Source organism: Streptomyces sp. NBC_01471 (assembly GCF_041438865.1).
GTDB lineage: Bacteria > Actinomycetota > Actinomycetes > Streptomycetales > Streptomycetaceae > Streptomyces.
The window spans coordinates 5447968-5473700 of the sequence record NZ_CP109450.1; the positions used below are offsets into that span (position 1 = coordinate 5447968).

At 71.7% G+C, this 25733-nt stretch carries 19 protein-coding genes; 14 read left to right on the forward strand and 5 right to left on the reverse strand.

Features of this window, described 5'->3' with window-relative positions:
• Positions 1-292 precede the first annotated feature (292 nt).
• From leuS to OG285_RS24405, 5 genes are all read left to right on the forward strand, one after another.
• Positions 293-3208 (forward strand): leucine--tRNA ligase, encoded by a 2916-nt coding sequence (gene leuS / locus OG285_RS24385; RefSeq protein WP_371792194.1) that lies wholly within the window; start codon positions 293-295, stop codon positions 3206-3208.
• Between the two features lie 213 nt (positions 3209-3421).
• Entirely contained in the window at positions 3422-4231 is an 810-nt protein-coding gene (locus tag OG285_RS24390; protein WP_371792195.1) for a hypothetical protein, read from the forward strand.
• Positions 4232-4411: 180 nt separating this feature from the next.
• Positions 4412-5257, forward strand: coding sequence for a DegV family protein (locus OG285_RS24395; protein WP_371792196.1), 846 nt, complete (start codon positions 4412-4414; stop codon positions 5255-5257).
• Positions 5258-5928: 671 nt separating this feature from the next.
• Positions 5929-6873 carry a helix-hairpin-helix domain-containing protein gene (locus OG285_RS24400; RefSeq protein WP_371792197.1) on the forward strand — a complete coding sequence of 315 codons (945 nt, stop codon included), beginning with the start codon at positions 5929-5931 and terminating at the stop codon, positions 6871-6873.
• Positions 6870-9356 carry a ComEC/Rec2 family competence protein gene (locus OG285_RS24405; RefSeq protein ID WP_371792198.1) on the forward strand — a complete coding sequence of 829 codons (2487 nt, stop codon included), beginning with the start codon at positions 6870-6872 and terminating at the stop codon, positions 9354-9356. The genes OG285_RS24400 and OG285_RS24405 overlap by 4 nt, the downstream gene beginning before the upstream one ends.
• 148 nt (positions 9357-9504) lie before the next feature.
• Here the strand turns inward: OG285_RS24405 and OG285_RS24410 are convergent, their stop codons facing one another.
• Positions 9505-9957 carry a pyridoxamine 5'-phosphate oxidase family protein gene (locus OG285_RS24410; RefSeq protein WP_371792199.1) on the reverse strand — a complete coding sequence of 151 codons (453 nt, stop codon included), beginning with the start codon at positions 9955-9957 and terminating at the stop codon, positions 9505-9507.
• A gap of 135 nt (positions 9958-10092) precedes the next feature.
• On the opposite strand from OG285_RS24410, the gene OG285_RS24415 reads away from it, so the two are divergent.
• Together OG285_RS24415 and OG285_RS24420 are read left to right on the forward strand one after the other, a co-directional pair.
• Entirely contained in the window at positions 10093-10953 is an 861-nt protein-coding gene (locus OG285_RS24415) for an arylamine N-acetyltransferase (protein WP_371792200.1), read from the forward strand.
• 219 nt (positions 10954-11172) lie between these two features.
• Positions 11173-12066, forward strand: a complete 894-nt coding sequence (locus OG285_RS24420; protein WP_371792201.1) for a YceI family protein — start codon at positions 11173-11175, stop codon at positions 12064-12066.
• Between the two features lie 62 nt (positions 12067-12128).
• Here the strand turns inward: OG285_RS24420 and OG285_RS24425 are convergent, their stop codons facing one another.
• Positions 12129-12374: a hypothetical protein gene (locus tag OG285_RS24425; RefSeq protein WP_356825737.1), complete on the reverse strand. Its 246-nt coding sequence runs from the start codon at positions 12372-12374 to the stop codon at positions 12129-12131.
• Between the two features lie 121 nt (positions 12375-12495).
• Here OG285_RS24425 and holA point away from each other — a divergent pair, with 121 nt between their 5' ends.
• Entirely contained in the window at positions 12496-13491 is a 996-nt protein-coding gene (gene holA, locus OG285_RS24430; RefSeq protein ID WP_356825735.1) for a DNA polymerase III subunit delta, read from the forward strand.
• A gap of 279 nt (positions 13492-13770) precedes the next feature.
• On the opposite strand, the gene rpsT is transcribed toward holA, so the two are convergent.
• Positions 13771-14037 carry a 30S ribosomal protein S20 gene (gene rpsT, locus OG285_RS24435; protein ID WP_164266334.1) on the reverse strand — a complete coding sequence of 89 codons (267 nt, stop codon included), beginning with the start codon at positions 14035-14037 and terminating at the stop codon, positions 13771-13773.
• A 242-nt stretch (positions 14038-14279) separates the two neighbouring features.
• Between rpsT and lepA the strand changes: the two genes are divergently transcribed.
• The 4 genes from lepA to hemW all read left to right on the forward strand — a co-directional run bounded on the left by lepA (position 14280) and on the right by hemW (position 21684).
• Positions 14280-16148 (forward strand): translation elongation factor 4, encoded by a 1869-nt coding sequence (gene lepA / locus OG285_RS24440; RefSeq protein WP_356825732.1) that lies wholly within the window; start codon positions 14280-14282, stop codon positions 16146-16148.
• Positions 16149-16376: 228 nt separating this feature from the next.
• Positions 16377-18266 carry a long-chain fatty acid--CoA ligase gene (locus OG285_RS24445; RefSeq protein WP_371792202.1) on the forward strand — a complete coding sequence of 630 codons (1890 nt, stop codon included), beginning with the start codon at positions 16377-16379 and terminating at the stop codon, positions 18264-18266.
• Positions 18267-18508: 242 nt separating this feature from the next.
• Positions 18509-20425, forward strand: a complete 1917-nt coding sequence (locus OG285_RS24450; RefSeq protein WP_371792203.1) for a SpoIIE family protein phosphatase — start codon at positions 18509-18511, stop codon at positions 20423-20425.
• Positions 20426-20451: 26 nt separating this feature from the next.
• Positions 20452-21684: a radical SAM family heme chaperone HemW gene (gene hemW / locus OG285_RS24455; protein WP_371792204.1), complete on the forward strand. Its 1233-nt coding sequence runs from the start codon at positions 20452-20454 to the stop codon at positions 21682-21684.
• Between the two features lie 94 nt (positions 21685-21778).
• Here the strand turns inward: hemW and OG285_RS24460 are convergent, their stop codons facing one another.
• On the reverse strand, positions 21779-22597 hold the full coding sequence (locus OG285_RS24460) for a DUF3097 domain-containing protein (protein WP_356825726.1): 819 nt from the start codon (positions 22595-22597) through the stop codon (positions 21779-21781).
• Between the two features lie 10 nt (positions 22598-22607).
• On the reverse strand, positions 22608-23396 hold the full coding sequence (locus OG285_RS24465; RefSeq protein WP_371792205.1) for an MBL fold metallo-hydrolase: 789 nt from the start codon (positions 23394-23396) through the stop codon (positions 22608-22610).
• A gap of 157 nt (positions 23397-23553) precedes the next feature.
• On the opposite strand from OG285_RS24465, the gene hrcA reads away from it, so the two are divergent.
• Positions 23554-24564 carry a heat-inducible transcriptional repressor HrcA gene (hrcA, locus tag OG285_RS24470; protein WP_356825722.1) on the forward strand — a complete coding sequence of 337 codons (1011 nt, stop codon included), beginning with the start codon at positions 23554-23556 and terminating at the stop codon, positions 24562-24564.
• Positions 24565-25701 (forward strand): molecular chaperone DnaJ, encoded by a 1137-nt coding sequence (gene dnaJ, locus OG285_RS24475; protein ID WP_356825720.1) that lies wholly within the window; start codon positions 24565-24567, stop codon positions 25699-25701.
• Positions 25702-25733: the final 32 nt, after the last annotated feature.

Consider the following 25733-nt stretch of genomic DNA (forward strand, 5'->3'; position numbering starts at 1 on the left):
CGCTTCGGTGTGTGCGTGCGGCCCCTGCGTACGTGTGTGCGGCGCCGCCGCCCGACCCGGGCCCGCAGCCAGGTGTCCGCGCGGCCCGTACGGCGCCTGCGGTACCCTGACGCCATGCGTGCCGTACGCCTCCTGCTTAGTGAGCCGCGCTGATCAGTCCCGACCGATGAAGTGTCCCCGGTCGGCATCAGCGCGGCGTCCCCTCCTGTGCGAGGGGCTTTTTCGTTTGGTGCCACAGGCGCCACAGCCATGAGGATCGCGGGCAGAGACGACCGATGGAGCTTTGAGGATCATGACCGAGACGAATTCTTCCCCCGCTGCCGCAAGCGCGGGAGGGCCCTCCTCCGAGGTGGCCGCAGCGCACCGTTACACGGCTGCCATGGCCGCCGACATCGAGGCACGCTGGCAGGACTTCTGGGACGCCGACGGCACGTACGACGCACCGAACCCGGTCGGTGAGCTGGCGGGCGACCCGGCACTGGTGGCCCGGCCCAAGAAGTTCATCATGGACATGTTCCCGTACCCGTCGGGCACCGGCCTGCACGTCGGCCACCCGCTGGGCTACATCGCCACGGACGTCTACGCCAGGCACCAGCGGATGACCGGCCACAACGTCCTGCACACCCTGGGCTTCGACGCCTTCGGGCTGCCGGCCGAGCAGTTCGCCGTACAGACCGGCACCCACCCGCGGGCCTCCACCGAGGCCAACATGGAGAACATGAAGTCCCAGCTGCGCAGGCTGGGGCTGGGCCACGACAGGCGGCGGTCGTTCGCGACGATCGACCCCGAGTACTACAAGTGGACCCAGTGGATCTTCGTCCAGATCTTCAACTCCTGGTACGACCAGGACGCCCAGAAGGCCAGGCCGATCGCCGAACTGGCCGCCCAGTTCGAGAGCGGTGAGCGCCCGGTCCCCGGCGGCCGTGCGTGGAGCGCGCTGTCCGCGGTGGAACGCGCCGACCTGCTGAGCGAGTACCGGCTGGCGTACGCGTCGGACGCACCGGTCAACTGGTGCCCCGGCCTGGGCACCGTCCTGGCGAACGAGGAAGTGACCGCCGACGGCCGCTCGGAGCGCGGCAACTTCCCCGTCTTCAAGGCGAAGCTGCGCCAGTGGAACATGCGCATCACCGCGTACGCCGACCGGCTGCTGTCCGACCTGGACGCACTGGACTGGCCCGAAGCGATCAAGCTGCAGCAGCGGAACTGGATCGGCCGCTCCGAGGGCGCCCGCGTCGACTTCGCGGTGGGCGGGGGATCCGACCCCATCACGGTCTTCACCACCCGCCAGGACACCCTGTTCGGCGCGACCTACACGGTGCTGGCGCCCGAGCACGAGCTGATCTCCGGCGAGAAGTCGATCGTGCCGGACGCCTGGCCCGAGGGCACGCACGACGTGTGGACCGGCGGTCACGCGACCCCGGCCGATGCCGTCGCCGCGTACCGCGCCTTCGCCGCGTCGAAGTCGGACGTCGAGCGGCAGGCCGACGCGAAGGAGAAGACCGGCGTCTTCACCGGCGCGTACGCGGTCAACCCGGTCAGCGGCGAGCAGGTTCCCGTCTTCATCGCCGACTACGTACTGATGGGGTACGGCACCGGCGCGATCATGGCCGTCCCGGCGCACGACAGCCGTGACTTCGCCTTCGCGCGCGCCTTCGAGCTGCCGATGCGCTGTGTCGTCGAGCCGTCCGACGACCGCGGCACCGACCCGGCCACCTGGGACGAGGCCTTCGGCTCGTACGACGCGAAGCTGGTCAACTCCACCGGTGAGGGCATCTCCCTGGACGGCCTGGGCGTCGTCGAGGCCAAGGAGCGGATCACCGAGTGGCTGGCCGCGCGCGGAGCCGGCGAGGGCACGGTCAACTTCCGGCTGCGCGACTGGCTGTTCAGCCGCCAGCGCTACTGGGGCGAGCCCTTCCCGATCGTGTACGACGAGGACGGCATCGCGCACCCGCTGCCCGAGTCGATGCTGCCGCTGGAACTGCCCGAGGTGGACGACTACTCGCCGCGCACCTTCGACGCGGACGACGCGGACACCTCGCCGGAGACCCCGCTGTCCCGCAACGAGGACTGGGTCAACGTCGAGCTGGACCTGGGGCTGGGCGACGGTGTCAAGAAGTACCGCCGCGAGACCAACACCATGCCGAACTGGGCCGGTTCCTGCTGGTACGAGCTGCGCTACCTGGACCCGCACAACAGCGAGAAGCTGGTCGACCCGGCCATCGAGCAGTACTGGATGGGCCCGCGCGAGGGCCAGCCGCACGGTGGCGTCGACCTGTACGTCGGCGGCGCCGAGCACGCCGTACTGCACCTGCTGTACGCGCGGTTCTGGTCCAAGGTGCTGTTCGACCTGGGGCACATCTCGTCGGTCGAGCCGTTCCACAAGCTGTACAACCAGGGCATGATCCAGGCGTTCGTCTACCGCGACAGCCGCGGGATCGCGGTGCCCGCGGCCGAGGTCGAGGAGCGGGACGGGGCGTTCTGGTTCGAGGGCGAGAAGGTGAGCCGCGTCCTGGGCAAGATGGGCAAGTCCCTGAAGAACGCGGTCACTCCGGACGAGATCTGCGCGGAGTACGGCGCGGACACCCTGCGCCTGTACGAGATGGCCATGGGCCCGCTGGACGTCTCACGGCCGTGGGACACCCGCGCGGTGGTCGGCCAGTACCGGCTGCTGCAGCGGCTGTGGCGCAACGTGGTGGACGAGGAGACCGGCGCGGCCGGTGTCACCGACACCGAGCCCGGTGAGGACACGCTGCGCGCGCTGCACAAGGCGATCGACGGCGTCGGCCACGACATGGCGGGCCTGCGGTTCAACACCGCCATCGCCAAGGTCACCGAGCTGAACAACTACCTGACCAAGGCGGGCGGCCCGGTGCCGCGCACGGTGGCCGAGCGGCTGGTGCTGCTGGTCGCCCCGCTGGCGCCGCACATCGCCGAGGAGCTGTGGCGCAGGCTGGGACACACCGAGTCCGTGGTGCACCAGGACTTCCCGGTGGCGGACCCGGCGTACGTCGTGGACGAGACCGTGACGTGTGTCGTGCAGGTCAAGGGCAAGGTCAAGGCGCGGCTGGAGATCTCCCCGTCGATCTCGGACGAGGACCTGGAGAAGCTGGCGCTGACGGACCCGGGTGTGGTCGCGGCGCTGGGCGGGGCCGGGATCCGCAAGGTGATCGTGCGGGCACCGAAGCTGGTGAACATCGTTCCGGCCTGATCCGGCTGATTCAGGCCGGCCCGATACGGGCGCTTACCGGCGCTGACAGGCGCTTACGGGCCGCTTACGGGCAGGTCTCAGCGGGTCGGGGCGGGTCCGGGTGGGAAAACCCGGGGTTTCCCCTACGGGCAGGTTGGGGGTTCTGATGGAACCCTCGGCCTGCCCTTTCCGTTTACCGTGGAGGTACCGAGCCCGACAACCGAGGGACGCCCCATGGAAGCCGTGATCATGATCCTGGTGCTGCTGTTCCTCGTCCTCCTCGGTGTGGGGGCGTACGCGACGATCAAGGTGGTGGGAGCCGCGAGGCGGAGCGTCGACCGGACGATTTCGCAGGCCCGGCGCACCGTCGAGGACACCGCGCTGCGCGCGAAGAGCTACGGCCAGCCCGGCGCCGCGGGCGAGGTGGCGCAGCTGCGGCTCTCGCTGCGCACGTCGATGCGGGCCACCCAGGACGCCCTGCACGCGGGGGTGGCCGACGACGAGTCCCTGCGCGAGACGCTGAGCCTCTTCGAGCGGCTCAGTGCGCACGGCCTGGAGCTGGACGCGGAACTGCGGCGGCTGGAGCGGGAGCCGGACAAGCGGGGGCTCGGGCAGCGGCTGCCGGCCCTCCGGGAGCGCACGGAACAGATCACGCACTCGGCGGACGCCCTGCGCTGGGCCGCCCGGGACCGGGCGCGGAAGTTCGCCGACGACGATCTCATCGCGCTGAACGAGCAGATCGATGTGGAGGCGGGGGCGCTGCGGCACTGGACGACAACGCCGGAGGCCGACGGGCGTCCGCAGGGGCGGCAGGGTCCGGGGGAAGGTCCCGGAGAGCGTCCGGGACGGGGGACCGGTCACGGTCCGTCGGCTGACGCGGGACCCTGGTCCCCGGCCTCTGTCAGTGAGGGGGCTGCCTCGCACGCGCAGGGCGACGCCGGACACCCGGCCGGGCCGGACGCGATCACCGGCCGGGACCCGAACCGCCGGCAGCGCTACCCCTGGCAGAAGGCCGCCCGCCCTCGCCCGGAGAGCACCACCTGAGTGACCGTCGAGAGAAGTTGCGTCGCGGGCGCGGGCGCGGGTACGGGCGCGGGTACGTCGGGCGCGAGTTCCGTTGATCGTGCGGGTACGGCTGGTTCCACCGGTACGGCTGGTCCCGCCGGTTCGGTGGACGAGGGGTCGGACTGCCGGGTCACCGCACCTGCGGGTAATCTCCGGCTCATGTCCCGCCATGTCGCGATCGTGACCGATTCCACGGCCTACCTGCCGCAGCAGACGTTGGCGCGGCACAACATCACAGCGGTGCCGCTGACCGTGGTGCTCGGCGACCGCGCCCTGGAGGACGGCACGGAGACCTCGGCACGTGCCCTGGCGCTGGCCCTGCAGAAGCGGCGTTCGGTGACCACGTCCCGGCCCAGCCCCGAGGTGTTCGCCACCGCCTACCGGGCGGCCGCCGACGCGGGAGCGAGCGAAATCGTTTCGCTCCATCTGTCGTCCGAGTTCTCCGGCACCTACGACGCCGCCGTGCTGGCGGCGCGGGACGCACCCGTCCCGGTCCGCGTGGTCGACACCGGCATGGTCGCGATGGCCCTCGGCTTCTGTGCGCTCTCCGCGGCCGAGACGGCGGGGTCGGGGGGGACGCTGGACGAGGCGGTGGCGGCCGCGGAGAAGTGCGCTGGGGGGATGTCCGCGTACTTCTACGTGGACACGCTGGACTATCTCCGCCGCGGGGGCAGGATCGGCGCCGCACAGGCACTGCTCGGCTCGGCCCTCGCGGTGAAGCCGTTGCTGCAACTCGACGGCGGCCGTATCGAGATGCTGGAGAAGGTACGGACGGCCACGAAGGCGATCGCCAGGCTGGAGGAGATCGCCGCCGACCGGGCGGGGGACGGTCAGGTGGACATCGCGGTGCACCATCTGGCGGCGCCCGAGCGGGCGGCCGCGCTCGCCGACCGACTGAGGGAACGGGTGCCGGGCCTGGTGGACCTGCACGTCAGCGAGGTCGGCGCGGTCATCGGCGCGCACACCGGGCCGGGTCTCCTCGCGGTCGTGGTCTCGCCCCGCTGAGCGGGTTCATGGGGAGGGGCCTGCTGGGCGGGTTCATGGGGAGGGATCTGCTGGGTGGGCTCATGGGGGGGGCCTGCTGGGCGGACTGGGCCGGCTGAGGCCAGTGGGCTGACTGAGTCTGCTGAGCCGGGGCGGACCGGCTTGAGCGAACGGACCGGAAGCCCTCGTTCGGGTGGCCGAGTTATCCACAAGTCCCGGTGTTTCCACCGTAATTGACCTTGATCAGCAAGGTCGTGCCGCGCTCTCTACTGTCTCGTGGCATGACTTCCCGCACGCTCACGTCACGTTCCGCGACCAGTGGTCCCGGCCGGGCTCCGGCCTCGGACGGCCGCACCCGCCATATCGGCTCGCGCCGAAGCAACCGGCACCGGCATGCGCGGACGGCGCCGGACGAGGCGCTGCGCCGTCGCGCGGAGGCACTCTTTCCGGTGCGGTCGGCTCCCGCAGCCCCTTTGGGCGCCCCGGCTCATCCTGATGCTTCGGCCACCCCGGTTGCTCCAGCCGCGCCATGTGCTCCAGCTGCGCCGACCGCTTTGACTGCGCCGACCTCTTTGACTGCGCCGGTCGCTTTGGCTGGTCCGGGGACGGACAGGGGCGGGGGTGTGAGGGGGAGCAGAGGCGCGCGTACGGGGGTGACTGGCCGGGCAGGCAAGCCCGTTGAGCCTGGCCAGGTGGGTGCGGGCGGTCGGCCGGCTGCTGGTGCGCCGGGCGGTGATGTGCCGGGGGGCGGTGCGCTGGATTGTGGTGCGCTGGATGGTGATGCGTCGGGTGGTGGTGCGCCGGGCAGTGATGCGTCGCTCGGCGCGATCAGCGGTGGTGACCCCGCTACCGGCCGGGTGGGCGCGGCGGTGGCCCGGGCGGGGGAGGCCCTGCGGGAGCGGCTGCCGCTCTGGGTGCAGGCGCGCTGCGGGCTGACCCCCAGGACGCTGATCGCGCTCGCGGTCGTGCTCGTCGTGGCGGCAGCTCTCGCCGCCCAGCACTTCTGGTCCGGGCGGCCGCATCCCGTTCAGGCCCCCGAAGTGGTCAGCGCGGGTCTGCCCGCAGGACCACGGACCGCCGACGGGGAGCAGCCGTCCGGGCCCCGCCCGTCCCCCGGACCGCCCCCGCCCGCGGGGCCTCTGCCGTCCCCGGGGGCGGGTCCCGCGCAAGCCGGGGCGACCGCCGCGCGGATCGTCGTCGATGTGAGCGGCAAGGTCCGGCGGCCGGGAATCCAGCGGCTGCCCGCCGGATCGCGGGTGACCGACGCGTTGCGAGCGGCGGGAGGGGTGAAGGACGGCACGGACACCTCGGGGCTCAACCAGGCGCGGGTGCTCACGGACGGCGAACAGGTGGTCGTCGGCGGCCCGCCCGTACCGGCGTCCTCCGCAGGGGGAGGCACCGGCGGCGCTGCGGGCGGACCCGGCGCCCCCGCCGCGTCCACCACGGGGCCGGTCAGCCTCAGCAGCGCCACCGTGGAGCAGTTGGACACGCTTCCCGGCGTCGGCCCCGTCCTGGCGCAGCACATCGTCGACTACCGCACGGAGCACGGCGGTTTCACATCGGTCGATGAGCTCCGGCAGGTCACCGGCATCGGTGACCGGCGATTCTCCGACCTTCAGCCCCTTGTACGGCCATGACGCGCGCGGCAGTTCACGCGGCATCCGGCCATCGGCTCGGAGCGGCCGATCCCCGTCAGGAGGGCCCCGCCGACCTGCGGCTGGTGGCGCCCGCCCTGGCGGCCTGGATCGCGGCGGCTCTGTCCGTGGGGGTCCCGGGGTGGTGGGCCTTCTCTCTCACGGCCGCCTGCCTCTGCACGGCGGCGGTGGCGGTGGCGGTGGCACGGGGGCGTGGCCGCGGCTCAGCCGGAGGAGGAGCCGCCCGGCCGGGAGGGTGGCTGAACGTGACAGCGGCGGCCGCCGCCCTGTTGTGTGCCGCCGCGGGCGCCGCGTCCGGCGGGCTGCACGCGGCCGACGTCCGGCGCGGGCCCCTGCCCCAGCTGGCACGTCAGTCGGCCCGGGTCACGGTGGAGTTGACCGTCACATCCGATCCCCGCCCGACGCGCCCCCGGGTCCGGGGCGATCACGCGACCCGCCCATCTGTCGTCCTGGACGCCGATGTGACACGGGTACGGGCCCCGGACGGGACGACGTCCACCGTCCGCACGCCCGTCCTGGTGATCGCCCACTCGGCCGAGTGGCAGCGGCTGCTGCCGACCACCCGGCTGCGGCTGAGCGCCCGACCGCAACCCCCGCTCTCCGGCGACCGGCGCATCGCGGCCGTGCTCAGTGCGGAAGGCAGCCGGCCACCTCAGGTCATCGGGGCGCCGACCGGGGTGCAGCGTCTGGCGGGGCACCTGCGCGCCGGGCTGCGCGAAGCGAGCGAAGGGCTCGCCCCGGACGCCCGGGCGCTGCTCCCCGGGCTGGTGGTGGGTGACACCTCCCGGGTCCCGCCCGACCTCTCCGACGCCTTCAGGACCACCGATCTCACCCACCTGCTGGCGGTGTCGGGCAGCAACCTCACCCTTGTCCTGGCGTTGCTGATCGGTCCGCCGGGCACCGCGCTGCGGGCGGAGAGAGGCGGACTCGCGCCACGGCTCGGGATCCCGCTGCGGACGACGGCCTTGCTGGGCGGGGCTCTCACGCTGGCCTTCGTGATCGTGTGCCGACCGGACCCGAGCGTGCTGCGGGCCGCTGCCTGCGGGCTGGTCACCCTGCTCGCGATCGGTACCGGCCGCCGCAGATCACTCATCCCTGCGCTGGCCGCCGCAGTCCTGCTGCTGGTGCTGTACGACCCCTGGCTGGCCCGCAGTTACGGCTTCCTGCTCTCGGTCCTCGCTACCGGCGCCCTGCTCACGATCGGACCGCGCTGGAGCGCCGCACTGCGGCGGCACGGGGTACCGCCGAGGCTCGCCGAGGTCATCGCTGCCGCAGCCGCCGCACAGGCGGTGTGCGCGCCCGTGATCGTCCTGCTGGCGTCCCGTGTCGGGCTGGTGGCCATCCCCTGCAATCTCCTCGCCGAACTCGCGGTGGGACCCGCGACGGTCCTCGGCTTCGCCGCCCTCGGCGTCGCTCCGCTGTCGAGCGCGGCCGCCACCGTGCTGGCCCACTGCGCCGGGTGGCCGGCCGGCTGGATCGCCGCCGTGGCCCGGCGCGGCGCCGCACTGCCCGGCGCGGAGATCGACTGGCCCGGTGGGTGGCCCGGCGCACTGCTGCTCGCAGCGGTCACCGTCGCGCTCGCGGCTGCGGCCCCCAGAGCGCGGCGCCACCCATGGGTCAGCGGGGCCTGCGCCCTCCTGCTGCTGCTCGCGGTCGTCCGGCCCGCCCCGCTCACCCGCATCGTCACGGGCTGGCCGCCGCCCGGGTGGAAGTACGCGATGTGCGACGTGGGACAGGGCGACGCGACGGTGCTCGCGACCGGTGCGGGGACGGCCGTCGTGATCGACACGGGTCCCGACCCCCGCCTGGTCGACCGCTGTCTCCGGGCTCTCGGCGTGACCCGCATCCCGCTGCTCCTGCTCACCCACTTCCATGCCGACCATGTCGCCGGTCTGCCCGGGGTGCTGCGCGGCCGGACGGTCGGCGCGATCGAGACGACGAACCTCCAGGACCCACCGGACCAGAGCGCGTCCGTACGACGCGAGGCAGCCGCGGCGCGGGTCCCCCTCGTCCGGGCGGGACCGGGGGAGCAGCGCCGTGTCGGACAGCTGAGCTGGCAGGTGCTGTGGCCCCCCGCCGCACCGGCTCCCGTCACCGACGGGCCGAACGACGCCAGCGTCACCCTGCTGGTCCGCACCGCGGGGCTGACCCTGCTGCTGCCGGGTGATCTCGAACCGCCCGCCCAACAGGCGCTGTTGCGGGCCTACCCGGCCTTCCCGCCGGTGGACGTGCTCAAGGTGGCCCACCACGGCTCGGCCTACCAGGACCCGGCACTGCTGCGTGCGGTGCGCCCCCGGCTCGCCCTGATCTCCTGCGGCCAGGACAACCCTTACGGCCACCCGGCACCGCGTACGGTCGCGTCCCTCCGGGCGGGCGGCGCCACGGTGTTGCGCACGGACACGGACGGCTCCATCGCGGTGACGGGTACGGGACCTGCGCTGCGGGCGATACCGGCGGGCCGGTGATCCGGGCCGGTGACCTGGGCCAGAGCCATGAGCCGGAGACACCCTGGTGACACGGGCCAGTGACACCTCGGGCCCCCCGCCCGGCGCGGTCCCGAGCCCACTGCCGCACCCGGCGGGGGCGGACCGGGGCTGCGCCGGGCGGGGGTGGTCAGTCGAGCCAGGTGCCGTCACGCATCAGGTCGCGGCCGGCGATCTCGTTCACCTCGCGCCAGGCCTGGACCGCCTTCGGGGTGATGCGCAGATACACGTATCCCTTCTCGGTGCGCGGGTCCCAGGTGAGCTTCGCCGTGAAGGCGTCGGCCGCCGCCGTGCGTCTGTCGTCCGTCAGCAGTTCGCCCTCGCCCTCGATGAGCACCACGTCCCGGGTGTGGCCGAGCGTCACCTTCGCCCGTCCGTCGCGTACCAGATTGACCCCGGTCGGGTTGGTACGCCGGGTGCAGACCACCACGCTCTCCTCGTGCCACACGAACGACAGGGGAACGAGGCACGGTTCGCCGTCCGCGGCTGCCGTTGCCACCCAGCAGTCGACGTCCTGCTCCAGTCGTCCGAGGGTGTCCTGCCGTCGTTGCTGCCGACTGCGCGCCGGTTCCCGGTTCGTCATGGCCGTTCACGCTAGTGCCGAACGGCCGCCGCGGGATCGTGCTGCGGACCTAGGTGCGTGGGTCTAGGCCGCCCGGGTCCCCGGCAGGTCTTCGGGCGCATGGCGGGAATCCACACGCGGAGCGAGACTGCCTGCATGGACAGACCGCTGGACAAGGAGTCGGACACACCGCTGGACAGGGAGCCCGGGACACCGCCCGAGACCCGGCCGGAGCCCGTGTGGGTGGCCGCGTACCTCCAGCGCATCGGGGCCCGCCGTCCGGCCGCACCGGACTCAGCGGCTCTCCGCGAGTTGCAGCTGCGGCATCTGCGGACGGTGCCGTTCGAGAACCTCTCCATCCACCGGGGCGAGGACACCGTGCTCGCTGACGCACCGCTCATCGACAAGATCGCCGGTGCCCGGCGTGGTGGTATCTGCTACGAACTCAACGGCGCCTTCGCGGCGTTGCTGCGGGCCCTGGGTTTCCGGGTGACGCTGCTTCAGGCCCGTGTGCACAGCGCCGACGGCGGGCTGGGTATCCCGTACGACCACCTCGCCCTGCGGGTGGAGGCGGCCGACGGCACCGGGCCCTGGCTCGCCGACGTCGGGTTCGGCGACCACAGCCACCACCCGCTGCTGCTCGGGGTGCGGGGAGGCCAGCAGGACCCCGCAGGCACGTTCCGGATCGCGGGTGCGGCCGACGGCGACCTCGACGTCGTACGGGACGGGAAGCCGCAGTACCGGCTGGAGCAACGACCGCGCGAGCTGGCCGACTTCGAGGCCGGGGCCTGGTACCACCGGACCTCGCCCGCCTCCCACTTCACCCGGTCGCTGATCTGCTCGCGGCTCAGCGACGACGGCCGGATCACGCTCAGCGGCAGAAAGCTGATCACTACCGTGCGCGGCGAGCGGCACGAGCAGGATCTGCCGGGCGACGCGGCCGTTCTCGCGGCCTACCGCGACCACTTCGGGCTGGAATTCGACCGGGTACCTGTACGTAATCACGTAAGCACGTAAGCACTTCACCACGTCAGCAACGTCTGGCACGAAAGGACATTACTTCTGAGTAAGTACAACTCGTGACAGCTACTCGCCAACCGCCACGACCAGCGCCGTTTGCCCAGAACGGGCCAACAGTGATCGAATGCGTATTCGTCAGCGGGTCGCCGCCCCGACAATGACGTCCTACCGTGCGTGCGACCGAAGGCCCGCCCGATGCACGGGGGTTCTGCAGAAGTGTTCAGCCGTTGGTTTGGTAACCGGTCGCAGGCCGGCGCGGGACGCAGTGGTGGTCCCCTCAGCGGACTGACGTTGCCCGCTCACGCGGGTGTGCTCAGCTGCCGGGTGCTCGACCCGGTCAACGAGCCGGTCCAGCAGGCGGAGTTCGTCCTCACGGACACCATGGGCCGCAGAACGGTCGGCGGCGAGACCGATCCGTACGGCTCCCTGTTCGCGACCGTGCCCCCGGGCGAGTACCGGCTGGCCGTCACCGCCGAGGGCTTCACCCCCTTCCACGGCGGCGCCACCGTCACCGAGGGCGACCACTCCGGACTGGGCGATGTCACGCTCCAGGTTGCTCAGCCCCCCGCGCTGCCGGAACCGGGCGAGTGGGAGATCGAGCCGACCCACTCGCAGATCAGCTTCACCGCCCGCCATATCGGTCTGGCCCGTATCAACGGCCGTTTCAACACCTTCGCGGGTGCGGTCAGGATCGCGGACCACATGGAGCAGTCCGCGATGCACGTCATCATCGACGCGGCGTCCATCGACACCAACGTCCAGATGCGTGACGACCATCTGCGCTCGGGAGACTTTCTCGATGTGGCGCGCTTTCCGACGATGGAGTTCTACAGCGAGCGCTTCGTGCACCGCGGCGGCAGCCGCTGGGGCGTGACCGGCGCGCTCACCCTGCACGGCGTCAGCCGCACCGTCACGCTCGACACGCAGTACCTGGGCCTCGGCAACGGCATGGAGGGGGAGGTGCGTGCCGCCTGCCGCGCCACCACCGAGCTGCACCGTGACGACTTCACCATGCGCTGGCAGACCATGCTGGCCCGCGGTATCGCCGCGGTCGGCAACAGCATCACCATCGACCTGGACGTCCAGATCGTGAAGAAGAAAACAGCCTGAGGCACCTCGGACGGCAGCCTGAGGCCCCCTGGAAGGCAGCCCGGGGCACCCCGGATGGCGACCTAGGGCACCTCCAGCCACCCCTCGTACTCGGCGGCGAACGCGTCGAGCGCCCCGGGGTCCAGCCGCTCCTGCGGATCCTCGACGACGACCAGCCACTGCGCGTCCTCGGCGTCGTCCTCCCCGGCCAGCGCGTCCCGGACGAGCTGGGGCTCCTCGGCCACCCCGAAGCGGTCGGCGACCTCGCCCGCGACCTCCTCGGCGCTGTCGCGGTCGGGCAGGACCAGTACATGTCTCACATCGCTCACCGGTCCATTCTCCGGCACGTCCGGACCGCGGCTGCGGCGGGCGGGCCCTGCCGGCCCCCGGACCCCGCGGCTGCGGGACTTTCCGCGGGCCTGTCGGTGCCGCGTGGGATGCTGGACCGCGATGATCCGGAAACAGAGTCAGCAGGACTCCCCAGACAACCCACTCGTGCCGCTCACCCTCGCCGTGGGGCAGGAGGACCTGCTGCTCGACCGTGCCGTTCAGCAGGTGGTCGCCGCCGCCCGCGCGGCCGACGCCGACACCGACGTCCGTGATCTCACGTCCGACCAGCTCCAGCCGGGCACCCTCGCCGAGCTGACCAGCCCCTCGCTCTTCGCGGAGCGCAAGGTCGTCATCGTGCGGAACGCACAGGATCTCTCCGCCGACACGATCAAGGACGTCAAGGACTACCTCGGCGCCCCGGCCGAGGAGATCACCCTGGTGCTCCTCCATGCCGGGGGCGCCAAGGGCAAAGGGCTGCTCGACGCCGCGCGCAAGGCCGGCGCACGCGAGATCGCCTGCCCGAAGACGACCAAACCGGCTGAGCGGCTCTCCTTCGTACGGTCGGAGTTCCGGGCCCTGGGCCGTTCCGCGACCCCCGAGGCGTGCCAGGCACTGGTCGACTCCATCGGCAGCGACCTGCGGGAGCTCGCGAGCGCCGTCTCCCAGCTCGTCGCGGATGTCGAGGGCACGATCGACGAGGCGGTCGTCGGGCGGTACTACACGGGGCGGGCCGAGGCCTCCAGCTTCACGATCGCCGACCGGGCCGTCGAAGGGCGCGCGGCGGACGCACTGGAGGCGCTGCGCTGGTCGCTGTCGACCGGCGTCGCCCCCGTGCTGATCACCAGTGCCCTGGCGCAGGGTGTCCGCGCCATCGGCAAGCTCTCGTCGGCCCGCGGCGGGCGCCCCGCCGATCTCGCGCGTGAGCTGGGCATGCCCCCGTGGAAGATCGACCGGGTACGGCAGCAGATGCGCGGCTGGACGCCCGACGGGGTCGCGGTCGCGCTGCGTGCCGTCGCGGCGGCGGACGCCGGGGTCAAGGGCGGCGGCGACGACCCGGAGTACGAACTGGAGCGGGCCGTGGTCACCGTGGCACGGGCCGCCCGGATGCGGCGCTGAGTACTCTCCCCCCCCGGTACCCCTGCCCCGGACATGCCGAAGGCCCCGCCTCCGTCCTGGGGAAGGACAGAGGCGGGGCCTCGGCTCAAGCGGTGGTGCGCCGCACCCGCGTGGCGAACGCAGGCCGTGTGCGGCGCGGGGTGTCGTACCGGAGCGGTAGAGGGGCCGCTGGGCCCGGGACGACGGGGTGGAGCCCGGAGAGGGCCCCGTAGGTCGAAGTCACGCGAAAGAAGTCACGCGAAAGCGGTCAGCCGTGCGGCCGGACCGGATCGGTCAGCTTCAGGCGGAGAGGCCGGCAACGCGCTTGGCGATCGCCGACTTCTTGTTGGCCGCGGAGTTCTTGTGGATGACGCCCTTGCTGACGGCCTTGTCGAGCTGCTGCGAGGCCAGCCGAGCGGCCGCGGTGGCCTTCTCGACGTCGCCCGCGGCAGCGGCCTCACGGGACTTGCGGATCGCGGTCTTGAGCGACGACTTGACGGCCTTGTTGCGCAGGCGCGCCTTCTCGTTGGTCTTGTTCCGCTTGATCTGGGACTTGATGTTCGCCACGAAAGAGCCTTTTCAGGTTCGATGAATTTCGAAATTTCGATGAGTGCCCCCGCACCGACCGCTACGAACCGTGTGGAGCGTTCATCCGGAAGGCCCAGGAGGCACAGCTGACCACGGTACCAGCCCGCCATCCACCGGCCCAAAACGGGCCCAGCCCCGCAGCCATGGGACCATGGAGCTTACGTATCGATCCGCCATCGCCCGAGACGAGACGCCCGGCGTCTCAAGAATCAGGACCCTGCGTGCCCGCGACTCCTACCAACGTGCCCGAGCCGAGCCGTACCGACCCGGCGCTGATCCGCAATTTCTGCATCATCGCGCACATCGACCACGGCAAGTCGACCCTTGCCGACCGGATGCTCCAGCTGACCGGGGTGGTCGACCAGCGGCAGATGCGCGCTCAGTACCTCGACCGTATGGACATCGAGCGCGAGCGCGGCATCACGATCAAGTCCCAGGCGGTGCGGCTCCCCTGGGCGCCCACCACGGGCGGGGACCTGGGCACCACCCATGTCCTGAACATGATCGACACCCCTGGTCACGTGGACTTCACCTACGAGGTCTCCCGTTCCCTCGCCGCCTGCGAGGGCACGGTCCTGCTGGTCGACGCGGCCCAGGGCATCGAGGCGCAGACCCTCGCCAACCTCTATCTGGCGATGGAGAACGACCTCACGATCGTTCCGGTCCTCAACAAGATCGACTTGCCGGCCGCGCAGCCCGAGAAGTTCTCCGAGGAGCTGGCGAACCTCATCGGCTGCCAGCCCGAGGACGTGCTCAAGGTCTCGGCGAAGACCGGCATGGGGGTGGACGCGCTCCTCGACCGCGTCGTCAGGGACGTGCCGGCCCCGGTGGGCCGGGCCGATGCCCCCGCCCGCGCGATGATCTTCGACTCGGTCTACGACTCGTACCGCGGCGTCGTCACGTACGTCCGGGTCATCGACGGCCAGCTCAACAAGCGCGAGCGCATCCGGATGATGTCCACCAACGCCACCCACGAGCTGCTGGAGATCGGTGTCTCCTCCCCGGAGATGACCCCGGCGGACGGCATCGGCGTCGGCGAGGTCGGCTACATCATCACCGGCGTGAAGGACGTCAGGCAGTCCAAGGTCGGTGACACGATCACCTCGCTGCACAAGGGCGCCACCGAGGCCCTGGGTGGCTACAAGGACCCCAAGCCGATGGTGTTCTCCGGGCTCTACCCGCTGGACGGCTCGGACTACCCGGACCTCCGCGAAGCCCTGGAGAAGCTCCAGCTCAACGACGCCGCCCTGGTGTACGAGCCGGAGACGTCGGCGGCTCTCGGCTTCGGCTTCCGGGTCGGCTTCCTCGGCCTGCTCCACCTCGACGTGGTCCGCGAGCGGCTGGAGCGTGAGTTCAACCTGGAGCTCATCGCCACCGCGCCCAACGTGGTCTACCGCGTGGACATGGAGGACGGCACCGAGCACATCGTCACCAACCCGAGCGAGTTCCCCGAGGGGAAGATCGACAAGGTGCACGAGCCGGTCGTCCGCGCCACGGTGCTGGCCCCCAGCGAGTTCATCGGCGCGATCATGGAGCTCTGCCAGAACCGCCGCGGCACGCTGCTCGGGATGGACTACCTCTCCGAGGACCGGGTCGAGATCCGCTACACCCTGCCGCTCGCCGAGATCGTCTTCGACTTCTTCGACCAGCTGAAGTCGAAGACCCGCGGCTACGCCTCGCTCGACTACGAGCCCACCGGCGAGCAGGCCGCCCAGCTCGTCAAGGTCGACATCCTGCTGCACGGGGACAAGGTCGACGCGTTCTCCGCCGTCACGCACAAGGACAAGGCCTACGCGTACGGGGTGCGGCTCGTCGCCAAGCTGCAGAAACTGATCCCGCGGCAGAACTTCGAGGTGCCGATCCAGGCCGCCATCGGCGCCCGGGTCATCGCCCGTGAGACCGTCCGGGCCATCCGCAAGGACGTCCTCGCCAAGTGCTACGGCGGTGACATCTCCCGTAAGCGGAAGCTGCTGGAGAAGCAGAAGGAAGGCAAGAAGCGGATGAAGATGGTCGGCAACGTGGAAGTCCCGCAGGAGGCCTTCATCGCGGTGCTGTCGACCGACGAGTCCGGCGAGAGCAAGAAGAAGTAACGGGCAGGCGACCGGCGGGAACCGGGTGCAACCGGAGAGAACCGGAACGAGAATCGACAGACGGGCCCCCGTGCTACGGCACGGGGGCCCGTTCGTTATGAAGCACACGGCCGTTCCCCCTTACGTGGCGGACACCGGCGCTCTACTCTGATCACTAGTTACTCGCCAGTTTAATAACAGCCACCAGCCAGTCGCGCAGAGCTGCCCGCAGGCCCGGAGGACGACGTCGTGAGCGACACACAGACCTTGATCGAGACCCGGCCGCCCTCCGTGGCGACCCTTTTCACCCAGCGGGTGGCCGAGACGCCCGATGGCGAGGCATACCGCTTCCCGGTGCCCGCGGCCTCCGGCGAGGGGCCCGACGAGTGGAGGTCCCTCAGCTGGGGGCAGTCGGCCGAGCGGGTGTACGCCATCGCCGCCGGCCTGATCGAACTCGGCGTACGGTCCGAGGAGCGCGTCGCGCTCGCCTCGTCGACCCGGGTCGAATGGATCCTGGCCGACCTCGGCGTGATGTGCGCGGGAGCCGCGACGACGACGATCTACCCGTCGACCAACACGGAGGAGTCCGCCTACATCCTCTCCGACTCCGAGAGCCGGGTGCTGATCGCGGAGGACGCCGGGCAGCTCGCCAAGGCACGCGAACGGCGGGCCGAGCTGCCGGACCTGCGCCATGTCGTGGTGATCGACACCGCCGGCCTGGAGCCCGATGAGGCCGACGAGGACGGCTGGGTCCTTTCGCTCGCCGATCTGGAGGCCCGCGGGGCCGCACACCTGGCGGCGAACCCCGGCGCGGTCAAGGAGCGGATCGGGGCCATCACCGCCGACCAGCTCGCCACGCTGATCTACACCTCGGGCACCACGGGCAGGCCCAAGGGCGTACGGCTGCCGCACGACAACTGGTCGTACATGGCCAAGGCCACGGTCTCCACCGGGCTGATCACCAAGGACGACGTCCAGTACCTCTGGCTGCCGCTCGCGCACGTCTTCGGCAAGGTGCTGACCTCCGGCCAGATCGAGGTCGGCCATGTCACCGCCGTGGACGGCCGGGTGGACAAGATCATCGAGAACCTTCCGGTGGTCCAGCCGACCTATATGGCAGCAGTACCGCGGATCTTCGAGAAGGTCTACAACGGGGTCGCTGCCAAGGCGCGGGCCGGTGGCGGCGCCAAGTACAAGATCTTCCAGTGGGCCGCCGAGGTGGCGCGCGAGTACGCGAAGGTCACCCAGGACCACTTCCGGCACACCGGCTCCGCGTCGGCGCCGTTCGCGCTCTCGGCCAAGCACAAGGTCGCCGACGCGCTGGTGTACGCCAAGATCCGGGAGGCGTTCGGCGGGCGGCTGCGCGCCTGTGTCTCGGGCTCGGCCGCGCTCGCCCCCGACATCGGGCTGTTCTTCGCCGGTGCGGGCATCCACATCCTGGAGGGGTACGGCCTCACCGAGTCGAGCGCCGCCTCCTTCGTCAACCCCGGCGAGGCCTACCGCACCGGCACCGTCGGCAAGCCGCTGCCCGGCACCGAGGTCCGGATCGCCGACGACGGCGAGGTCATGCTCCGCGGCCCCGGCATCATGGCGGGCTACCACCGGCTGCCGGAGAAGACCGCCGAAGTGCTGGAGTCCGACGGCTGGTTCCACACCGGTGACATCGGCGAGCTGTCGTCCGACGGCTATCTGCGGATCACCGACCGCAAGAAGGACCTGATCAAGACGTCCGGCGGCAAGTACATCGCACCGGCCGAGGTCGAGGGCCAGTTCAAGGCGGTGTGCCCGTTCGTCTCCAACATTCTGGTGCACGGCGCGGACCGTAACTTCTGTACGGCCCTGATCGCCCTCGACGAGCCGACCATCCTGGGCTGGGCCGAGGAGAACGGGATGGGCGGCCGGTCGTACGCCGACGTGGTCGCCTCCAAGGAGGTCGAGTCGCTGATCAGCGGCTATGTGAAGCGGCTCAACGAGGGGCTCCAGCGCTGGCAGACGGTCAAGAAGTTCCGGCTGCTGCCGCGCGATCTCGACATCGAGCACGGTGAGCTGACCCCCAGCCTCAAGCTGAAGCGCCCGGTCGTCGAGCGCGAGTACAAGGCGCTCATCGAGGACATGTACGCGGGCTCGCGCGAGGCGTAGCAGCGGCGCGGGGCGGGACCGGCGGACGCCTCCCGCCGGCCCCCAGGCCGCGGAGCCGCCACGGAAGGGTTCCACGGGACCGGCTCCGTACCGGATTCCGTGTCTCCGTCACCCCACCGACCAGCACTTTCTCCATCCGACACGGCCCATTTGAGTAACTCGACGCATATGGGCGCGCTCCGTCTGTCACTCTGTCGTTGTCGTCATCGGCGCAACGTCAGATCTGGTCAGGGAGCCACCGAGTGGGGTCCATTCCCGTGCAGAGGGAGACCGCGGTCCGTACCGTGCGCCCCTCCGGGCCACCGGCAGGCGTGCCGTCGGTGGTCCGCACCAGCCTGCCCGGCAACCCGCTGTCCCCGTCCGCCGCACGCCGGTTCGTCCGGGCCGCGCTCGCCGACTGGACCGCGCTCGGGCTGCCGACCGCCACCGGCTTCACCGACCAGCTCGCCGAGGACGCCACGCTGATCGCCAGTGAACTCGTCACCAACGCCGTCGTGCACGCGGGCACCACGGTCGAGGTGCTCGTCCGGCTGGAGGGCGCGGCGGGCGACGAGCCGCCCGCGCTGGTGATCGAGGTCTCCGACCACCACCCCTCGCGGGAGGTCCGCAACGACCCTGAGGACCAGCAGGACGGCCTGCCGGAGTACGGCCGCGGGCTGCGGCTCGTCTCGTCCCTCGCCGAGGCCTGGGGCATCACCTACCGCACCGGGCTCAAGACGGTCTGGACCCGGCTGCCGCTCGACGGGGGCGACCCGCAGTCCGCATCCGGCGGCGACCTCCGCCTCCGGCGCGGACTGCGCGCCGCCGAGATCCTGGCCCCCGCGCCCCGGCGCACGCAGGGCGCGGAGCGGGAGTGGAGCAGCAGCGGGGCGCTCAGCTTCCTCGCCGAGGCATCCGAACTGCTCGCCGGGCAGTTCGACGAGGACATGATCGCCGCGCTGGCCGCCCAGCTCCTGGTGCCCCGGCTCGGCGACTGGTGCGCCGTCTGGCTGGACCCGGAGGCCGGCGGTCCGGGACGCAGACCGAGACTGTCGCGGGTCTGGCACGCCCACGAGAGCCGGATCGACGAACTGCGTGCCGTACTGGAGAAGGAGCCGCCGCAGCTGCCCGAGTCCGCGCGGGGCGCCGCCGTGTCCCTGGAGTGGCCGGTCAGCGACGGGACGGCGGGCTCCGACGGCACAGCGGGCGCCGACGGCACGGTGCTCGGCTACCGGCTGCTCGCCGCCGGCCGGCCGCTGGGCACGCTGCTGCTCGGCCGGGCCGCCGGGCGGCGCGCCCACGAGGAAGTGACCGCCCTGGTGGGCGACTTCGCGCGCCGGGTCGCCCAGGCGATCGGCGCCGCGCGCCAGTACACCCGGCAGGCGACCATCAGCAGGGTCCTCCAGCGCGGGCTGCTGCCCAGCAGCGTCGCCGAGATTCCCGGCGTGGACAGCGCCCTCGTCTACGAGCCGCGCGGCGAGGGCGTCGCGGGCGGCGACTTCTACGACGTCTTTCCCGGCGAGAGTGCGGGCGGCCGCTGGTGCTTCGCGCTCGGCGACGTCCAGGGCAGCGGCCCGGAGGCGGCCGTCGTCACCGGACTCGCCCGCCCCTGGCTGCGGCTGCTCGCCCGCGAGGGCTACCAGGTGTCCGAGGTACTCGACCGGCTCAACAAGCTGCTGCTCGACGACGCGATGGAGACCGCCGAGGCGGCGGCCCGGATGGTCGCGGTGGCGGGCGGCCAGGAGCTGCACGAGGACCCCCAGTCCCGGTTCCTCTCGCTGCTCTACGGCGAGCTGGTACCGCTGCCCGACGGTGCGGGAGTGCGGTGCACCCTGGCCAGCGCGGGCCACCCGCTGCCGCTGCTGCTGAGCCCCGACGGCACTGTGCGGCCCGCCGCCGCACCGCAGATGCTGCTCGGCGTGGTCGAGGGGGTCACGTACGAGAGCGAGACGTTCGACCTGCTGCCCGGCGACACGCTGCTCTGCGTCACCGACGGCGTCACCGAGCGGCGGGCAGGCCCGCGCATGTTCGACGACGGCGACGGGCTCTCCGCCGAGCTCGCGGGCTGTACGGGGCTGACCGCGCAGGGGGTCGCCGAGCGGATCAAGCAGGCGGTCTACGCGTTCGGCGTGGAGCCGCTGGACGACGACATGGCGCTGCTGGTGCTGCGGGCGGAGTAGTTCCCGGTCCGGGGGACAATGGGGGCATGCCTTCCGTACTGCCCGATGGTGAGCCCATGCCCGATGACGGGGCGCTGCCCGGTCATGCCCTGGAGGGCGCGGGTGAGCGGCCGCTCGGGTTCTATCTGCACGTGCCCTACTGCGCGACGCGCTGCGGGTACTGCGACTTCAACACCTACACCGCGACCGAGCTGCGCGGCTCGGGCGGTGTGCTGGCCTCGCAGGACAACTACGCCTCGACCCTGACCGAGGAGATCCGGCTGGCCCGCAAGGTGCTCGGCGACGACCCCCGGCCGGTCAGCACCGTCTTCGTCGGCGGCGGAACACCGACCCTGCTCGACGCGGCGGACCTGGTGCGGATGCTCGCGGCGGTCCGGGACGAGTTCGGCCTCGCCGACAACGCGGAGATCACCACCGAGGCCAACCCCGAGTCCGTGGGCCCCGAGTATCTGGCGACGCTGCGGGCCGGGGGCTTCAACCGGATCTCGTTCGGGATGCAGAGCGCCCGGCAGCACGTCCTGAAGATCCTCGACCGCACGCACACCCCGGGCAGGCCCGAGGCGTGCGTCGCCGAGGCCCGCGCGGCGGGCTTCGAGCACGTCAATCTGGACCTGATCTACGGCACGCCGGGGGAGTCCGACGACGACTGGCGGGCCTCGCTCGCGGCGGCGGTCGGAGCCGGACCCGACCACATCTCCGCGTACGCCCTCATCGTCGAGGAGGGCACCCAGCTGGCCCGCAGGATCCGGCGCGGCGAAGTGCCGATGACGGACGACGACGAGCACGCGGACCGCTATCTGATCGCGGACTCCGTCCTGGCCGACGCGGGCTTCTCCTGGTACGAGGTCTCCAACTGGGCCACCACCGAAGCGGGCCGCTGCCTGCACAACGAGCTGTACTGGCGCGGCGCGGACTGGTGGGGCGCGGGCCCCGGCGCGCACAGCCACGTCGGCGGGGTGCGCTGGTGGAACGTGAAGCACCCCGGCGCGTACGCGGCGGCCCTGGCTGCCGGGAAGTCACCCGGCGCGGGCCGGGAGATCCTGCCGGCCGAGGACCGCCGGGTGGAACGCATCCTGCTGGAACTGCGCCTGCGCGACGGCTGCCCGCTCTCCATCCTGGCCCCGGCGGGCCTGGCCGCGTCCCGGCGCGCCCTGGCGGACGGGCTGCTTGAGGCTGCGGCCTATGAGGCGGGGCGGGCCGTGCTGACGCTGCGGGGGCGGCTGCTGGCCGATGCGGTGGTGCGGGACCTGGTCGACTGAGGCCGGGCCGCGCTGGCACGGGGCTCCGCCCCGGATCCCGCTCCTCAATCGCCGGAGGGGCTGAGGTTCCGGCGCTCGGAGGGACTGGACATTCCTACTCCACAGGGGCCGTCACGAAGTCGATCAGTTCCTCGACCCGGCCCAGCAGAGCGGGCTCCAGGTCCCGGTAGGAGCGCACCCCGGAGAGGATCCGCTGCCACGCGGCGCCGGTGTTCTCCGGCCAGCCCAGCGCCCGGCACACCCCGGTCTTCCAGTCCTGTCCGCGCGGCACGGCCGGCCACCCCGCGATGCCCACGGACGAGGGCTTCACCGCTTCCCAGACATCGATGTAGGGGTGCCCCACCACCAGCGCGTGGTCACTGGAGACCTGCGCCGCGATACGGGACTCCTTCGAGCCCGGGACCAGGTGGTCGACCAGCACCCCGAGCCGTGCGTCCGCCCCCGGGCCGAACTCCGTGACGATCGCGGGCAGATCGTCGATGCCCTCCAGATACTCGACGACGACACCCTCGATCCGCAGGTCGTCGCCCCACACCCGCTCGACCAGCTCCGCGTCGTGGCGCCCCTCCACGTAGATCCGCCCGGCCCGCGCGACCCGTGCCCGGGCGCCGGGCACCGCCAGCGAGCCGGACGCCGTCCGGTCGGTGCGCCGGGGCGCCGCCGTGGGGCGTACGAGCGTGACCGGGCGCCCCTCAAGCAGGAAGGCGCGCGGCCCCATCGGGAACACCCGGTGCTTGCCGAAGCGGTCCTCCAGGGTGACCGTCGGCCCCTCGGCCGTCTTCTCACACCGGATCACCGCACCGCAGAAGCCGGTGGCGATCTCCTCGACCACCAGATCGGGCTCGGCCGCGACCTCGCGGGCGGGCGTCTGCTTCTTCCACGGCGGCGTGAAGTCGGGGCTGTAGCTGCGCATTCCGCAGACGCTACGACACCCCGGAGCGTGCTGCCAGCACATCCCGCTGAGCGCGGACGAAAGCGGCGTCGACCACGGCGCCGTGCCCCGGTACGTACAGCGCGTCCGCGCCGCCCAGCGCCAGCAGCCGGTCCAGCGCGGCGGGCCAGCGGGCGGGCATCGCGTCCGGGCCCGCCTGGGGCTCGCCCGACTCCTCGACCAGATCGCCGCAGAAGACGACGGTGCGGGCGCCCGCACCGTCCGCACCCGCCGCGGGGCCGGCCTCCCGTCCGCCCGGGACGAGCAGCACCAGGTCGTGGCCGGTGTGGCCGGGGCCGCAGTTCACGAGGGTGACCCGGCGGCCGCCCAGGTCCAGGGTCAGTTCCCCGGAGACCGGATGGTGCGGAGCGACGAGATGGGCCACTGCCTCGGCGGCCTCCGCCGCCGGGACCCCGTGGCGCACCGCGTCCTGGCGCAGTGCGTCGGCACCGCGTGAGCCCCGGGTGAGCAGCGCCTCCGCGCCCACCGCTCCGTACACCTGGACACCCGCGAACGCGGCGGTGCCCAGCACATGGTCGAAGTGCGGGTGGCTCAGCGCGATGTGCGTCACCCGGCGGCCCAGCACCGCCTCCGCGCGCATCCGGACCTCCCGGCCCTCGCGCAGCGTCGCGCCCGTGTCGAAGAGCAGCGCACCGTACCGGCCGGCCACGAGCCCGGCCGTGGCGTCCCAGCGCGGGAGACGGCACCGTCCCACCCCCGGCGCCAGGTGTTCCCAGCCGGAGTCTTCCCAAGCGGCGTCAGTGGCGTCAGTGGCGTCCATACCCTGACGCTATCCCCGGCCGGCGGACACCGGCGCGACCGCGCGACGGCCCGCCCTTGCCAGCGGTGAACCTCTCCGCCGTACACTGGGACGTCGCTGGCACTCGAACATACCGAGTGCCAGGAAGGTCCGGATCGAGAGCTGGAGGTGTGCGCGGGTGCTCAGCGAACGCAGACTCGAAGTGTTGCGCGCCATCGTCCAGGACTATGTGGGCACCGAGGAGCCGGTCGGTTCCAAGGCGCTCACCGAGCGGCACCGGCTCGGTGTCTCACCGGCCACCGTCCGCAACGACATGGCGGCCCTGGAGGACGAGGGGTTCATCGCCCAGCCGCACACGAGCGCGGGCCGCATCCCCACGGACAAGGGGTACCGGCTGTTCGTCGACCGGCTCGCGGGCGTCAAGCCCCTCTCGTCGCCCGAGCGGCGCGCCATCCAGAACTTCATGGACGGCGCGGTCGACCTCGACGACGTGGTGGCCAGGACCGTGCGGCTCCTCGCCCAGCTCACCCGGCAGGTCGCCGTCGTGCAGTACCCGTCGCTGACCCGTTCCACGGTGCGGCACGTGGAGCTGCTCGCGCTGGCCCCGGCCCGGCTGATGCTCGTACTGATCACGGACACCGGGCGGGTGGAGCAGCGTCTGGTCGACTGCCCGGGGCCGTTCGGTGAGACATCTCTCGCCGACCTCCGTGCCCGGCTCAACAGCAGGGTGGTGGGGCGCCGCTTCGCGGACGTACCACAATTGGTGCAGGACCTGCCCGAGTCCTTCGAGCAGGAGGACCGGGGTACGGTTTCCACGGTGCTCGCGACCTTGCTCGAAACGCTGGTCGAGGAGACCGAAGAACGGCTGATGATCGGCGGAACCGCCAATCTGACGCGATTCGGACATGACTTCCCACTGACCATCAGGCCGGTGCTGGAAGCGCTGGAGGAGCAGGTCGTGCTCCTCAAGCTGCTCGGTGAGGACTCGGGCATGACCGTACGCATCGGGCATGAGAATGCCCACGAGGGCCTGACGTCCACATCGGTCGTCGCCGTCGGCTACGGTTCGGGCGACGAGGCAGTCGCCAAACTCGGCGTGGTCGGACCGACCCGCATGGACTACCCCGGAACGATGGGAGCGGTACGCGCAGTGGCACGTTACGTCGGACAGATCCTGGCGGAGTCGTAAGTGGCCACGGACTATTACGCCGTTCTCGGCGTGCGCCGCGACGCTTCCCAGGACGAGATCAAGAAGGCATTCCGGCGGTTGGCGCGCGAGCTCCACCCGGATGTCAACCCCGATCCCAAGACGCAGGAACGCTTCAAGGAGATCAACGCCGCCTACGAGGTGTTGTCGGACCCGCAGAAGAAGCAGGTCTACGACCTCGGCGGCGATCCGCTCTCGCAGGCGGGCGGCGGCGGAGCCGGCGGCTTCGGCGCGGGCGGCTTCGGCAACTTCTCGGACATCATGGACGCCTTCTTCGGTACGGCGTCCCAGCGCGGGCCGAGGTCGCGCACGCGGCGCGGCCAGGACGCGATGATCCGGCTGGAGATCGACCTCAACGAGTCGGCCTTCGGCACCACGAAGGACATCCAGGTCGACACCGCGGTGGTCTGTACGACCTGCAGCGGCGAGGGCGCGGCCCCCGGCACCTCGGCCCAGACCTGCGACATGTGCCGCGGTCGCGGCGAGGTCTCGCAGGTCACCCGGTCCTTCCTGGGCCAGGTCATGACCTCGCGGCCGTGTCCGCAGTGCCAGGGCTTCGGTACGGTCGTGCCGACGCCGTGCCCCGAGTGCGCGGGCGACGGGCGCATCCGCTCCCGCCGCACGCTGACGGTGAAGATCCCGGCCGGTGTCGACAACGGCACCCGGATCCAGCTCGCGGGCGAGGGCGAGGTCGGCCCCGGCGGCGGCCCCGCCGGTGACCTGTACGTCGAGATCCACGAGCTGCCGCACGCGGTCTTCCAGCGGCGCGGCGACGATCTGCACTGCACGGTGACGGTCCCGATGACGGCGGCCGCACTCGGTACGAAGGTGCCGCTGGAGACGCTGGACGCGCTGGAGGAGGTCGACATCCGGCCGGGCACGCAGTCCGGTCAGTCGATCCCGATGCACCAGCGCGGCATCACGCATCTGCGCGGCGGCGGCCGGGGTGACCTGATCGTGCACGTCGAGGTGCTCACCCCGACGAAGATGGACGCCGAACAGGAACGCCTGCTGCGGGAGTTCTCCAAGCTGCGCGGTGAGGAACGGCCTACCGGCCAGTTCCAGCCGGGGCAGCAGGGGTTGTTCTCGCGCCTCAAGGACGCGTTCAACGGGCGGTAGCCCCCGGCGCACTCGCGCCACCGATTCGGTGC

Coding starts and splice junctions, on each gene's coding strand:
- leuS (WP_371792194.1), top strand. CDS start 293: ATGACCGAGACGAATTCTTCCCCCGCTGCCGCAAGCGCGGGAGGGCCC.
- OG285_RS24390 (WP_371792195.1), top strand. CDS start 3,422: ATGGAAGCCGTGATCATGATCCTGGTGCTGCTGTTCCTCGTCCTCCTC.
- OG285_RS24395 (WP_371792196.1), top strand. CDS start 4,412: ATGTCCCGCCATGTCGCGATCGTGACCGATTCCACGGCCTACCTGCCG.
- OG285_RS24405 (WP_371792198.1), top strand. CDS start 6,870: ATGACGCGCGCGGCAGTTCACGCGGCATCCGGCCATCGGCTCGGAGCG.
- OG285_RS24410 (WP_371792199.1), bottom strand. CDS start 9,957: ATGACGAACCGGGAACCGGCGCGCAGTCGGCAGCAACGACGGCAGGAC.
- OG285_RS24415 (WP_371792200.1), top strand. CDS start 10,093: ATGGACAGACCGCTGGACAAGGAGTCGGACACACCGCTGGACAGGGAG.
- holA (WP_356825735.1), top strand. CDS start 12,496: ATGATCCGGAAACAGAGTCAGCAGGACTCCCCAGACAACCCACTCGTG.
- hemW (WP_371792204.1), top strand. CDS start 20,452: ATGCCTTCCGTACTGCCCGATGGTGAGCCCATGCCCGATGACGGGGCG.
- OG285_RS24460 (WP_356825726.1), bottom strand. CDS start 22,597: ATGCGCAGCTACAGCCCCGACTTCACGCCGCCGTGGAAGAAGCAGACG.
- OG285_RS24465 (WP_371792205.1), bottom strand. CDS start 23,396: ATGGACGCCACTGACGCCACTGACGCCGCTTGGGAAGACTCCGGCTGG.